10 protein-coding genes are annotated in these 12,845 nt (G+C 64.7%); 4 read left to right on the forward strand and 6 right to left on the reverse strand.

The window, feature by feature from the left end:
* Positions 1–44: 44 nt before the first annotated feature.
* From argB to coaBC, 4 genes are all read right to left on the reverse strand, one after another.
* Positions 45–950 (reverse strand): acetylglutamate kinase, encoded by a 906-nt coding sequence (gene argB, locus VC352_RS22730; protein ID WP_322981775.1) that lies wholly within the window; start codon positions 948–950, stop codon positions 45–47.
* A 24-nt stretch (positions 951–974) separates the two neighbouring features.
* Positions 975–2,369, reverse strand: a complete 1,395-nt coding sequence (algC, locus tag VC352_RS22735; RefSeq protein WP_322981807.1) for a phosphomannomutase/phosphoglucomutase — start codon at positions 2,367–2,369, stop codon at positions 975–977.
* Between the two features lie 1,236 nt (positions 2,370–3,605).
* A complete protein-coding gene (gene dut / locus VC352_RS22740) occupies positions 3,606–4,061 on the reverse strand; it encodes a dUTP diphosphatase (RefSeq protein WP_322981776.1) in 456 nt (151 codons plus the stop codon).
* A 2-nt stretch (positions 4,062–4,063) separates the two neighbouring features.
* The gene (coaBC, locus tag VC352_RS22745; RefSeq protein ID WP_322981777.1) at positions 4,064–5,272 is read right to left on the reverse strand and encodes a bifunctional phosphopantothenoylcysteine decarboxylase/phosphopantothenate--cysteine ligase CoaBC; all 1,209 of its coding nucleotides are present in this window, start codon (positions 5,270–5,272) and stop codon (positions 4,064–4,066) included.
* Positions 5,273–5,412: 140 nt separating this feature from the next.
* Here coaBC and radC point away from each other — a divergent pair, with 140 nt between their 5' ends.
* Positions 5,413–6,087 (forward strand): RadC family protein, encoded by a 675-nt coding sequence (gene radC / locus VC352_RS22750; RefSeq protein WP_322981778.1) that lies wholly within the window; start codon positions 5,413–5,415, stop codon positions 6,085–6,087.
* A gap of 103 nt (positions 6,088–6,190) precedes the next feature.
* On the opposite strand, the gene VC352_RS22755 is transcribed toward radC, so the two are convergent.
* On the reverse strand, positions 6,191–7,768 hold the full coding sequence (locus VC352_RS22755; protein WP_322981779.1) for an ABC transporter substrate-binding protein: 1,578 nt from the start codon (positions 7,766–7,768) through the stop codon (positions 6,191–6,193).
* 347 nt (positions 7,769–8,115) lie between these two features.
* On the opposite strand from VC352_RS22755, the gene rpmB reads away from it, so the two are divergent.
* The 3 genes from rpmB (at position 8,116) to VC352_RS22770 (ending at position 9,961) form a co-directional block, all read left to right on the forward strand.
* Positions 8,116–8,352: a 50S ribosomal protein L28 gene (gene rpmB, locus VC352_RS22760; RefSeq protein WP_003242523.1), complete on the forward strand. Its 237-nt coding sequence runs from the start codon at positions 8,116–8,118 to the stop codon at positions 8,350–8,352.
* Positions 8,353–8,362: 10 nt separating this feature from the next.
* Positions 8,363–8,518: a 50S ribosomal protein L33 gene (gene rpmG / locus VC352_RS22765; protein ID WP_012703270.1), complete on the forward strand. Its 156-nt coding sequence runs from the start codon at positions 8,363–8,365 to the stop codon at positions 8,516–8,518.
* A gap of 228 nt (positions 8,519–8,746) precedes the next feature.
* Complete coding sequence (locus VC352_RS22770) at positions 8,747–9,961, forward strand: HDOD domain-containing protein (protein ID WP_322981780.1); 1,215 nt, start codon at positions 8,747–8,749, stop codon at positions 9,959–9,961.
* Here the strand turns inward: VC352_RS22770 and VC352_RS22775 are convergent.
* Positions 9,949–12,810 (reverse strand): EAL domain-containing protein, encoded by a 2,862-nt coding sequence (locus VC352_RS22775; RefSeq protein ID WP_322981781.1) that lies wholly within the window; start codon positions 12,808–12,810, stop codon positions 9,949–9,951. The genes VC352_RS22770 and VC352_RS22775 overlap by 13 nt on opposite strands.
* Between the last annotated feature and the right edge of the window lie 35 nt (positions 12,811–12,845).

A 12,845-nucleotide genomic window follows, 5' to 3' on the forward strand; every position in this document is an offset into this window, starting at 1 on the left:
CACGCATCGCTGCTCAGGCAGTCGATGCGTGGTGCGCTTGAGTCTTACGGGCGTTTGCGGTTGCTGATCATGGTGCCGTTGCCGATATCGGTGAAGATTTCCAGCAGCACGGCATTGGGCACGCGGCCGTCGATGATATGCGAGCTGGTGACGCCACCCTGCACCGCTTCCAGTGCACATTTGATCTTCGGCAGCATGCCGCCGTAGATGGTGCCGTCGGCGATCAGGCCGTTCACCTGCTCGGTGGTCAGGCCGGTGAGCACTTCGCCCTGCTTGTTCATCAGGCCGGCGATGTTGGTCAGCAGCATCAGCTTCTCGGCTTTCAGCGCTTCGGCCACCTTGCCGGCGACCAGGTCGGCGTTGATGTTGTAGGACTCGCCATCCGGACCGACGCCGATGGGCGCAATGACCGGAATGAAGTCGCCCTTGACCAGCATGTTGAGCAGGTCGGTGTTGACCCCAGTGACCTCGCCGACATGGCCGATGTCGATGATTTCCGGCTGGGTCATCTCCGGCGTCTGGCGGCTGACCTTGAGCTTCTTCGCGCGGATCAGGCCGGCGTCCTTGCCGGTCAGGCCAATGGCGCTGCCGCCATGCTGGTTGATCAGGTTGACGATGCTTTTGTTGACCTGGCCGCCGAGCACCATTTCCACCACGTCCATGGTGGCGGTGTCGGTGACGCGCATGCCGTCGATGAAGTGGCTTTCGATGCTCAGGCGTTTGAGCAGATCACCGATCTGCGGGCCGCCACCGTGCACCACCACCGGGTTGATGCCGACCGCTTTCATCAGCACGATGTCGCGGGCGAAGCCCTGCTTGAGTTCCTCGCTTTCCATGGCGTTGCCGCCGTACTTGATCACCAGGGTCTTGCCGACGAAGCGGCGGATATAGGGCAGGGCTTCGGACAGTACCTTGGCAACCTGGGCAGCGGCGTCACGCTCGAGGGTCATGCAGGGGCTCCTGGGGCAAATGGGTTAAAAGGGCAGTTGCAGGTCGGGGGCGACCTTGAGCAGTTGGGCGCGGAACACGTCCTGGATGCGCGCCAGCTCTTCCTGGGTTTCGGCTTCGAAGCGCAACACCAGCACCGGTGTGGTGTTGGAGGCGCGGATCAGGCCCCAGCCCTTGGGATAGTCGACGCGTACGCCGTCGATGCTGGTGATGTTCGCCTCGCCCCACTGGCCTTCACGCTGCAGGCGCTCGATCATGCCGAACTTGGTCTGCTCGGTGACCTTGATGTTGATTTCCGGCGTGGAAATGTCGTTGGGGAATGCGTTGAACACCTGCTCGGCGTTGCGTTTCTCGAGGCTGATGATTTCCAGCAGACGGGCAGCGCTGTAGATGCCGTCGTCGAAACCGTACCAGCGTTCCTTGAAGAAAATATGGCCGCTCATTTCGCCGGCCAGCAGGGCGCCGGTTTCCTTCATTTTCTTCTTGATCAGCGAGTGGCCGGTTTTCCACATTACCGGGCGGCCACCGTAGCCGCTGATCAACGGGGTCAGGCGACGGGTGCATTTGACGTCGAAGATGATGTCGGCGCCCGGGTTGCGCGAAACCACGTCCTTGGCGAACAGCATCAGCAGGCGATCCGGGTAGACGATGGTGCCGGTGTTGGTCACCACGCCGACGCGGTCGCCGTCGCCGTCGAAAGCCAGGCCCAGGTCGGCGTTCTCGGATTTCACGCGGGCGATCAGGTCGACCAGGTTCTCCGGCTTGCCCGGATCCGGGTGGTGGTTGGGGAAGGTGCCGTCGACATCGCAGAACAACGGAATCACGCTGCAGCCGAGGGCTTCGATCAGTTGCGGGGCGATCACGCCGGCGGCGCCGTTGCCGCAGTCCACCACCACTTTGAGCGGCTTGGCCAGGGCGATGTCGTCGCGGATGGTCTTGAAGTACTGCGGCAGGACGTCGACCTGCTGCACGCTGCCGACGCCGCTGGCCAGGTCGTTGTTGTCCAGGCGGGTCTTCAGCGCAAGGATCTGCTCGTTGGCCAGGGTGTCGCCGGCGATGATGATCTTGAAGCCGTTGTAGTCCGGCGGGTTGTGGCTGCCGGTGAGCATGACTGCCGAGCGGCCTTCCAGCACGTTGGCGGCGAAATACACCACCGGGGTCGGCACCATGCCGATGTCGGTGACTTCGCAGCCGCAGTCGAGCAGGCCCTGCACCAGCTGTTGCAGCAGTTCCGGGCCGGACAGGCGGCCGTCACGGCCGACGATGACCTTGGGTTCGCCCTGGGCCAGGCTTTGCGAGCCGATGGCGCGGCCGATCCAGTAGGCATATTCGGCGGTCAGGGTGTCACCGACCACGCCACGGATGTCGTAGGCGCGGAAGATGTCGGCGGGAAGTTTCGGGGCGCTTTGGCGAGTGGTCATTGCGGGGCTCTGCTCCAGTCCCAGGAGATCCTGGTCTTCATCGAGAATGTCGATATCGAGGATATCGGTGTCCTGAAATAGCGGGTCGACCAGCTCGTCCTGCTTGGCAGCGGGCGGAGCGGCAGGCGCCGCGTTGGTTTCTTTCTTGGCCGTGACGCTACCGGCCGCCGAATCGTGGCCGCGGCGTGGCAGGCGGGCCAGGCTCCGAGCCAGGCCGTCGAGGGCTGGCAGGCTCAGGCTGAAGGCTTTGACGTTTTTGCCCTCGGAGAGTTCTTTGAGCATTTGCCCGAGCTGCCGAGCATCGCTGTTGATGCGTCGGTGCAGCCCGCCATGCAGCAGGATCAGGCCGATCAGTGCGCCGCCCAGGGCGAGCAGGGCGGCCAAGCCGAGCATCAGCGGGGGAACGCCACCCTGAGCCAGTGCCGGCCCCGGGGTGAACACCAATTTCCAGTTCGGATTGCCGGTGGCGAAAGTCTGGGCGCTGGCATCACCGGCTTCGCCGCGTTGCAGCAGCGGTTGTGCCGGGGCATTGCCGAATTGCTGCAGCAATTGCACCTGGCCCAGTTCGGGCGGCAATGCCGGTACGCTGGCGAGCAGGCGTTCCAGGTCGACTGCCAGCATCAGGGTGCCTTCTGCTGGCTGGCTTTCGCTTTGGCGCAGGGCCACGGCGCTATAGGCCAGCCAACGCTGGCCAACGCGGTAGGCTTCGACAGCGGGCGGCTGGCCGCTTTCGGCGCGGCGCAGCATGTCCAGGCCGGCGAAGTTCATCGGTGCGGCACGGTCCGGGTTCTGGACCGCCTCGCCGCGCCGATTGAGCTGGGCATCGATGACGCCATCCCAATAGCCCAGACGACGCTCGGTTTCCGTGATGCGCAGGCTGTCGCCGCTCTGCAGAGCCTGCAGCAGCTCCGGGTTGCGTGCCGCCGCCTGGCTGTCGGCCTGCAGGCGCTTGAGTGCCTGTTGCACGGCACTGGCCTGATTGCTGCCGATGGCCTGGGCCAATTGGCTTTGCTGCGTCTGGCTGCTGTCGTTCTGGACGACCCAGAGCAGGGCGCCACCGGCGCCGATGCCGATGGCGGTCGCCAGCACGCCTGGCAGCAGTGCGCCGAGCGATGGGCTGGAGCCCTTGCTACCCTTCGCCGCCGGTTTGGGGCTGATGGGCGTCTCGGCTTCCTTGGCGTTGCGCTTGAAGAGTTTCACGCAGATGCTCCTCCGCGGATCGTCCTGTTGAGTGCGTCAGTGGCTGCCGGAGTGGCCGAAGCCGCCTGCGCCGCGTTGGGTCTGGTCGAACTCGTCGACCAGTTCGAAGCGTGCCTGCACCACGGGTACCAGCACCAGTTGCGCGATGCGCTCGCCAATGGCGATGCGGAAACTGTCCTGGCCGCGGTTCCAGCACGACACCATCAGCTCGCCCTGGTAGTCCGAGTCGATCAGGCCGACCAGATTGCCGAGGACGATGCCGTGTTTGTGGCCGAGGCCCGAGCGCGGCAGGATCAGCGCCGCCAGGCCGGGGTCAGCGACGAAGATCGACAGGCCGGTCGGGATCAGCACGGTCTGCCCGGGTTCGAGGACGATGTCCTCCTTGAGCATGGCGCGCAGATCGAGGCCGGCAGAACCGGGCGTGGCGTATTGCGGCAGGGGGAATTCCTGGCCGAGGCGGGGATCGAGGATCTTGGCTTGCAGAGCGTGCATGGTCAGTTCTTGTTCAGTCGTTCGGCGATGAGGGTGATCAACTGGCGGGCGATCTTGCCCTTGCTGGTCTGGGCGAAGCTGATCTGCTGCAGCCCACGGTCGATCACGGTGATGGCGTTCTCTTCACTATTGAAGCCGATGCTGGGGTTGGCCACATCGTTGGCGACGATCAGATCGAGATTCTTGTCGCGCAGCTTGCGCGAGGCGTACTCCAGCAGGTTCTCGGTCTCGGCGGCGAAGCCCACGCTGAACGGGCGGTCGTCGCGGCCGGCGATGGCGGCGAGGATATCCGGGTTGCGCACCATTTGCAGGAGCATGCCCTCGCCACTGGTGGGGTCTTTCTTCAATTTGTGCTGCGCGACCACTTCCGGACGGTAGTCGGCCACGGCGGCGGCGGCGATCAGCACGTCGCAGGGCATGGCCGCTTCGCAGGCGGCGAGCATGTCGCGGGCACTGACCACATCGATGCGGCTGACCCGATCCGGCGTTGGCAGGTGCACCGGGCCGCTGACCAGGGTCACGCGCGCTCCCGCTTCGGCAGCGGCTTCGGCCAGGGCGAAGCCCATCTTGCCGGAGCTGTGGTTGGTGATGTAGCGCACCGGATCGATGTTTTCCTGGGTCGGCCCTGCGGTGATCAGTATGTGCTGGCCATCCAGTGCCTGGCGCTGGAAGCAGTCGGCGGCCAATTGGGCGAGGTCGGTCGGTTCGAGCATGCGCCCGAGGCCGACGTCGCCGCAGGCCTGGCTGCCAGAGGCCGGGCCGAACAGGCGCATGCCGCGCTGTTGCAGCAGGTCGAGGTTGGCCTGGGTGGCGGCGTCGCGCCACATGGCCTGGTTCATCGCTGGAGCCAGTGCAATCGGCGCATCGGTGGCCAGCACCAGGGTGGTCAGCAGATCGTTGGCGATGCCCTGAGCCAGGCGCGCGATGAGATCGGCGGTGGCCGGGGCGATCAGGATCAGATCGGCCCAGCGGGCCAGCTCGATATGGCCCATCGCCGCTTCGGCGGCCGGGTCGAGCAGGTCGAGGTGTACAGGATGGCCGGAGAGGGCCTGCAGGGTCAGCGGAGTAATGAACTCGCGGCCGCCCTGGGTCATCACCACGCGCACTTCGGCGCCTTGATCCTTGAGCCGGCGAACCAGTTCGGCGCTCTTGTAGGCCGCGATGCCGCCCCCTACGCCGACGATGATGCGTTTGCGATACAGCCGCTGCATAGGCCTGCCTTTCATGGACGGATTGATGTGCGCCACGCGGCCAACGCCTCCCCAGGCCGACCGCAGGCAAAAAGATGGGCTACGATAGCACAGCGCCCGCAGCGGATCAGCGGGGGCTTGGCTCGATAGGGAGGGGTTCGATGAGCATTCGCGATTGGCCTGCGGCAGAGCGCCCGCGGGAAAAACTGCTGGCTCAGGGCGCTGCTGCGCTGACCGACGCCGAACTGCTGGCGATCTTTCTGCGTACCGGCGTCACCGGCAAGAGTGCGGTGGATCTGGCGCGGTATCTGCTGAGCGAGTTCGGTAGCCTGAGGGCATTGCTGGACGCCGACCTGAGCGGTTTCAGCCAGCACCTTGGCCTTGGCCCGGCCAAGTACGCGCAGTTGCAGGCTGTGCTGGAAATGGCCCGGCGCCATCTGGCCGAGCGCCTGCGCCGTGATTCGGCGCTGGAGAGCCCGCAGGCGGTGCGCGATTACCTCAAGGCGCAACTGCGCCATGAGCCGCATGAGGTGTTTGGTTGCCTGTTTCTCGACGCCAAGCACCGCGTATTGGCCTTCGAGGTGCTGTTTCGCGGCAGCATCGACAGCGCCAGTGTTTATCCCCGGCAGGTGGTCAAGCGCTCGCTGGCCAACAATGCCGCCGCAGTCATCCTGACTCACAACCATCCCTCGGGCGTTTCCGAGCCGAGCCAGGCGGATCGCGTGCTGACCCAGCGCCTCAAGGATGCCTTGGCATTGGTGGAGGTGCGCGTGCTCGATCACTTCATCGTCGGCGATGGCGAACCGTTGTCGATGGCCGAGTTGGGCTGGATGTAGCGGGGCGTAGGGTGGGTGCAACTTGCCGCATCTAGGGTGGCGGGTTGCACCCGCCCTACGTGCCTTCGTGTGCCGTGTAGGGTGGGCTTTAGCCCACCGCGGCTCATGGCGCCATCTGCACCGAAGCGAAATTCTGCCGGCCAAACGGGCTGACCTTGTAACCCTCGACCTTGCTGCTGAGCAGCGCGAACGCCGTCGGATGAGCCAGCGGCAGCCACAGCGCCTGCTGCTGAATGATCGTCTGGGCGTCATGATAGAGGCGGCTGCGTTCGGCCTGGTCGCTGCTGGTCTTGCCGTCTGCGATCAGCTTGTCCAGCGCCGGGTCGCAGTAGCGCGCGAAGTTCAGCCCGGACTGCACCGAAGCGCAGGCGAACTGCGGGGTGAGGAAGTTATCCGGGTCGCCATTGTCACCGGCCCAGCCCATGAACAGCAGGTCATGCTCGCCGGCCTTGGCGCGGCGGATTAGCTCGCCCCATTCGATTACGCGAATCTCGGCGTCGATGCCGACCTTGGCCAGATCCGCCTGCAGCAACTGCGCGCCTAGACTGGGGTTGGGGTTGAGCAGGCTGCCGCTTGGTCGTGTCCAGATGGTGGTCTTGAAACCATCCTTCAGGCCCGCTTCGGTCAGCAGGGTGCGGGCTTTTGCCGGGTCATGGGCATAACCGGGAAGATCCTTGGCGTAGCTCCAGGTATTGGGGGGGTAAGGGCCGTTGGCCGGCTCGGCGCTGCCTTCGAATACCGCCTTGACGTAGCTGGCCTTGTCGAACGCCAGGTTGATCGCCTGACGCACCTGCGGCTTGTCCAGCGGTGGGTGCTGGCTGTTGATGCCGACGAAGGCGGTCATGAAGGCGGCGGTCTGCGCGCTCTTGAGTTTGCCGTCGCCGGCGATGGCCTGTACGTCCTGCGGCTTGGGTGACAGCGCGATCTGGCACTCGCCACGGCGCAGTTTCTGCAGGCGCACATTGCTGTCCGGGGTGATGGCGAAGACCACCTTGTCCATGGCGGGTTTGCCAGCGAAGTAGTCGGCGTTGGCGCTGTAGCGCACCACGGCATCCTTCTGGAAACGCTCGAAGACGAAGGGGCCGCTGCCGATGGGCGCGCTGTTGAGTTTTTCCGGGGTGCCTGCCTTGAGCAACTGCTCTGCGTACTCGGCCGGATATATAGAAGCGAAGCCCATGCTCAGGGTGGCGAGGAAGGTCGCGTCGCGGCGGGTCAGGGTGATGCGCACATGCAGGGGATCGACTGCCTCGACCTTGGCGATCAGGCTCGGCCACTGCATCGACTGCGCATGCGGGTAGCCGCTGGCGGCAACCTTGTGCCATGGATGCTGGGGATCGAGCATGCGCTCGAAGCTGAACAGTACGTCCTGGGCATTCAGGTTGCGGCTGGGGGTGAAGTCGGCGTTGTGGTGGAACCGTACGTCGTCGCGCAACTGGAAGTCGTAGACCAGGCCGTCCTCCGAAACCGACCAGCTACGCGCCAGGCTTGGCAGCAGCTTGCCCTGCTCGGCATCGAACTCCACCAGGCGGTTCATCAGCATGTCGGCCGAGGCATTGGTGGTGGTCAGCGAGTTGTACTGCACCACATCGAAGCCATCCGGGCTGGCCTCGGTGCAGACGGCGAGCGTGGCGGCCTGGCTCAGCAATGGAGCGCAGAACAGCGTGGCGAGTAGCAGGCGCATGGTCGATTCCTCATCTTTATAGGCGATTGCAGCACGCATGAACCCTAGTCGATTTGCTCGGCGCTGAATACCATTTGCAGGCGACGAGCGGTCGTGCCCGAGCGAGGCCCCGGGCTTGCGGCGCCTGGCCGGTCGGCTTGGATGGCGTGTTGTTTTATCCTGCGTTTTTCCTTGTTGCGTCCAGGGGTTTCTGGTATAAAGCAGCGCTCTTTTCTAGGGGCCCGGTTCTTGCGCTATTCAGTGCGCCCGGTAAGACCCTCGAGAAACGCGGCGCTGAGCGCCAATGACATTGAGTTTAAGCGGCCAACCCATGCCGGGTTGGGCATGTGGTTTTAGAGGGCTGAGGCATGTCGAGAGTCTGTCAAGTTACCGGTAAGGGTCCGGTAACCGGGAACAACATTTCCCACGCAAACAACAAAACCCGTCGTCGTTTCCTGCCGAACCTGCAGCATCACCGCTTCTGGGTTGAGTCGGAGAAGCGCTTCGTACGTCTGCGCGTATCTGCCAAGGGCATGCGTGTCATCGACAAGCGTGGCATCGATGTAGTGCTGGCTGAGCTGCGCGCTCGCGGCGAAAAGGTTTAAGGAGAGAGTCATGCGTGAACTGATCCGTTTGGTGTCCAGCGCCGGTACCGGCCACTTCTACACCACCGACAAGAACAAGCGCACTACTCCCGACAAGATCGAGATCAAGAAGTACGATCCTGTCGTGCGTAAGCACGTGATCTACAAGGAAGCCAAGATCAAGTAATTGATCGGCCTTTCTTCGAGAGAGCCCGCCTTCTGGCGGGCTTTTTCATTTCTGCCTGCGGCAATTCGTCCGATTCATTCCGCACGTTGCCCGCGCCGAGCCGGCTGACTCGACGACAGGCGCCGGTTAGACTGCGCGCCTGACCTGAAACTGACGCCTCGTACAGCTTTCGCAGCGACACTGCGCCTGGTCGGGCAAATTCCCTTTCGTTACCGACCCGAGAGCTGCATGAGCGCTTCAGCCCATCCCGTGGAAGTCCTGATTGCCGAAGCTGATCCCTGGACATCCAATCTGCTGCAGCAACTGGTGCTGGACGTGCGTGGCGATGCGCACGTGCTGCAGGTCAGCGATGGCCAGGCTGCGCTGGCGCGTTGCAAGCGGCGCCTGCCGGATCTGGTGATCGCCGACGGCGAGCTGCCCGGGCTCGATGGCCTGGAGTTGCTGCGTCAGTTGCGGCGCCATCCGCGTACCCCGGCCTTGCCGTTCGTGCTGATCAGCGGACGCCTGGATGCCAAGAGCGTCAAGGCGGCGCGGCCGCTGGCGCCCAGCGTTTACCTGGCCAAGCCCTTCAATGCCGAAAGCCTGCGCCTGCGCCTGCAGGGCCTGTTGCCTGAACGCAGTGCGGCGCAGGCCACGCGGGCGCCCTTGCTGGTCAGCGATCTCGACGAGTACCTCGACAGCGTGCGCGAGGAGGGGCAGGGTGCGCCCTTGCTCAGCGATGTCCGCATGGCGGTGAGCCAGGGTTTGCAGTCCGGCGAGCAGGATCTGGGCGAGCTGGAGGCGGTCTTCGCGCGCGACCCGCAGATTACCGCCACGCTGATCGCTGCCGCCGGGGCGGCCGCGCAGCATCAGGGGGCGCCCTGCCAGACGCTCAGCCAGGCGCTGCATCGCCTGGGCATCTCGCGCACGCTCAACCTGGTGCTGGGGCTGGCTCTGCAGCGCAGTGGTCAGTTGCGTGATCCGCGCCTGGCCGAGCTGGCTGCCGTCACCCTGCAGCAGGCGCAGCGTAGCGCCGAGCTGGCACGTTGGTTGGCGCTGGAGCTGCGTCTGGACGCCGAGCTTTGCTACACCGCCGGACTGCTGCACAACATCGGTGAGCTGGCGCTGCTGCGTAGCCTGCAGGAGTGGCTGGATGCCGGCGGCGAGTTGAGTAACGAGCGGCTCGACCAGGCCCTGCGCCAGCGCGCGGCCAGTTTCGGTTCGGCGTTGCGTATCCGCTGGCGGCTGCCGTTCGGCTTGCGTGAGCTGATCGCGGCCTTTTATGGCCTGGGCCGTGGGGTCTACTCGCGTGAGGCGCTGGTGCTCAACCTGAGCAGCTGCCTGCTTGCCCTGCCGGCCCATGAGGCGCCGCAGTCGCTGGCCGAAGAGCGCTGCGTGCGCCTGCTGCGCCTCGACGACAGCCTGTTCGAGCGGCTGCCGACGGCCTTGTATCAAGCCTGCTGAGGGGCGTCGGCCAGCAGCGCCAGGGGTTGCGGCTTGCCGACGTGATAACCCTGCGCGTAGTCGACGCCGAGTTGGCGCAGGCACTCCAGGCTTTCGGGCGTCTCGACGAACTCCGCCACCGTGCAAAGCCCCAGTTGCTCGGCGATCTGCTGCATGGAGCCGACCATCGCCTGATTGATCGGATCCTGCTCGATGCCGCGAATGAAGCTGCCGTCGATCTTCAGGATATCCAGCGGCAGGTGGCGCAGGTAGGCGTAGGAGGCGAAGCCGCTGCCAAAGTCATCCAGTGCCACTTTCAGTCCCTGGCCGCGTAGCTCGTCGATCCATTTGGCGGAAACGCCCAGTTCGCCGAGGGCGACCATTTCGGTCACTTCGATGCACAGCTTGCTGGCGGGCAGGCCGTGATGCTGCAGGGTCTCGTGCAGCAAGCGGTGGAAGCCCTGGTCGAGCAGCGATTCGGCGCTCAGGTTGACGTTGACCTGGGCCAGATTGGCGAGATGCCGAGGATTGTTCGCCAGCCAGGCGCACAGATGCTCGATCACCCAGCGGTCTATGGCACCGAGAAAACCGTAGCGTGCCGCTGCATCGAGAAATTGCAGCGGGCTGATCCACTCGCCGCTGTGCGGGTCGCGGTAGCGCAGCAGTACCTCGTAATGCAGGCCGTCGGCCTGCGCCTGCAGCGGCATGACGGGTTGCTGGAACAGCTCGAAATGACCGCGCTCGGTCGCTTCGCGCAGACGTGTGATCCACTGCAGCTGGCGCTGATGTTCGAGCAGCGCACCGTCGGCCGGGTTGAACTGCTGGACGCGATTGCGCCCCTGATGCTTGGCCAGTTGTGCCGCGCTGCTGGCCCAGTTCAGCGCGGTTTCCCAGTCGCGCACGCCCGAGTCGAGGGCCAGCAGGCCGATGCTGGCGTGCAGGCGGAACGGGCGATTCTCCCAGGTGAAGATGAACTGCTCGACATTGCGCCGCAGCCGCTCGGCCTGTTCCAGGGCTGCGGCGTCGTCTGCCTCGCGCAGCAGGATGGCGAATTCATCACCGCCGATGCGGGCAAGCTCGGCATGGCGCGGCAATGCACGGCCCAACTGGTTGGCCAGCTGGCGCAACAACTGATCGCCGGCCAGGTGCCCGCAGAGGTCATTGACCTGCTTGAAGCGATCCAGGCCCAGGCACAACAGGTGGCTGAAATGCACGCCAGCGCGACCACTGAGGGTGCCGGACAACAGGCGCTCCAGTTCGCGGCGGTTGTAAATCCCGGTCAGGGCATCGTGGGCGGCCAGGTGCTGCAGGCGTTCTTCCAGGGCGCGGCGCTCGCTGAGGTCGACGACGATGCCCTCGATGCTGTCCTGTGTCTCTTGCTGATGCAGCGACAGGTATACCCAGTGCGTGCGCGCCTGCAGGTCGCGCAACTGGCATTCACGGCTGACGGTGCCGTCGCCTGTCTCCATGCCGGCAAGCAATTCGGCCCAGGTGTCTTCGCCGAGCAGCGCTTGCAGTGGCTGAGTCAGCAAGCGTGCGCTGTCGCCGCCGAGCATACGCGTCAGGCTCGGGTTGGCTTCGAGCAGGTGGCCGTCGCGACTGCAACGGAAGATGCCTTCGCCGCTGTGGCGGAACAGCGCCTGATACTGCTCGAGATTGTCGATGGCCTGGGTCTGGGTGGTCAGCAGGGCACGGCGTACCTGCTCCAGTTGTTTGTCCAGCAAGGCGCCGAACATCAACATGCTCAGCACCGGTAGCGAGGCATGGAGATTGTGCAGGCCCGGAGGCATCGGCAGCAGGCCGTTGCGGCTCAGCGGTAGCAACAGCATCAGCAGCAGGATCGCGCTCCAGCACAGCAGGTAGCCCAGTGCATAAGGCCGGCGAATGCGTATGGCGAATGTCAGCAGGGCCAGTTGGTAGACACCGGTCATCAGGATCAGCAGATTGAGCACGCGGTAGGTCTGTGGATGATCGCTTAACTGGCCACCCACGCACACCAGCAAGATGGCGGCGAACAGTGGCTCGCGTACCCAGCGCAGGCGACGCATCGGCACCTGCAGGGCGCTGGCAAGAAACAGTGAGCTGAAGATCAGCATGCCTGCTGTGGGCAGGTTGACCAGAACGCGTGACAGGCCTGGCTGGTCGCCCGCCACCAGGCCGACCACGCCATACAGGCTGGCGTTATAGGCGGCCGCACACAAAGCGGTGAGGCTGAAATAGGCCAGTTGCGCTTCGCGCAGGGTGCTGTAGCGAATCAGGTAGAACAGCGCCAGGCCCAGCAGGGCGCCGACCAGCAGGCCGCTGCGCAACCAGCTCTGGCCGATCATCGCGGGGCTGCTTTCGGCGCTGACCAGTTGCAATGGCAGGTCGATCGAGGAATGGCTGCTCACGCGCAGCAGCAGGGTATAGGGGTGGTCTGCTTGCAGGTATGGCAAGGCGAGCATGAATTGCGGATAGGGCTCGCCGCGCTCGTTGAAGGGCTGTCGATTGCCGCTGCGCAGCGAGCCAATTGGGTGTTCGCCATCGAACAACCACAGGTCGAGGTTGTCCAGAAATGGGGTCGCGACGATCAGCTGTACCGCCTCGTCGGTCGGCAGGCTCACCTGCATGGCCTGCCACCAGGTGCTGGTTGAATAGCCGATGCGCGCGTTGCCGGTGATGGGCTGGCCGCGCGCGATCAGTGCCGGCAGGGCCTGGTCGGCAGTGAGCGTGGACTGCGGATCTTCGAGCAGCAGGCTGTGATCGAGCGCGAAGGGCTCGGTGAGAAACTCACGGGTTGGCTGATGCAGGGGCAGGCGCGATTCTGCCCAGGTCGGCCAGGCACCGATCAGGCAAAGTAACAGCAGCAGCGGGGAAAAACAGCGAGCCATCGACGGCGCCTCAGGGATCACTACGAGGGCGCCAT

The organism is Pseudomonas sp. C11 (assembly GCF_034683865.1).
Taxonomy (GTDB): Bacteria; Pseudomonadota; Gammaproteobacteria; order Pseudomonadales; family Pseudomonadaceae; genus Aquipseudomonas.